Genomic DNA, 435 nt, shown 5'->3' with positions numbered 1-435 from the left:
GAGTTATTCAGAACAGATTATCAATGTTCATACTGTAGGTTTTGCTCACTTTGTCGCTTATCGATTTCATCTGCTGAATCATGTTGGTGAGTTTGCGGGCATAGTGAGGATCGGTGGCATAGCCCGCGTCCTGTAGGGCCTGCGCCCCCTGCTCCGCACTCGCGGCGGTCGTCACGGCGGCGTAGCGCGGGTTACGCGTTAACAGCCCAACGTAATCCGACAATGCTTCCAGATACGAGCTGTAGACCCGAAATTTCGCTTTTACTTTCTTCGCTTCGCCGTTTTCATATTCAGTCGTGGTGATTTCAGTGACTGGCCCTTTCCAGTTGCCAGAGGCTTTGACGCCAAACAGGTTATAACTAGGCTCGCCGTTTTCGCGGCGGATTTGCCGTTGCCCCCAGCCAGATTCAAGCGCCGCCTGAGCGAGGATCAAAT

Annotated in this window: 1 protein-coding gene; it reads right to left on the bottom strand. The window is 53.1% G+C overall.

The window, feature by feature from the left end; all coding sequences use genetic code 11:
- Positions 1 to 7 precede the first annotated feature (7 nt).
- Positions 8 to 435 (bottom strand): flagellar assembly peptidoglycan hydrolase FlgJ (flgJ, locus tag I6F38_RS43435; protein ID WP_225164721.1); only part of this gene is annotated, 428 nt, incomplete at its 5' end.

This window comes from Bradyrhizobium sp. BRP56 (assembly GCF_020194035.1).
In the GTDB taxonomy this organism is placed as follows: domain Bacteria; phylum Pseudomonadota; class Alphaproteobacteria; order Rhizobiales; family Xanthobacteraceae; genus Bradyrhizobium; species Bradyrhizobium australafricanum.
This window is presented reverse-complemented; position numbering and strand designations above follow the sequence as displayed.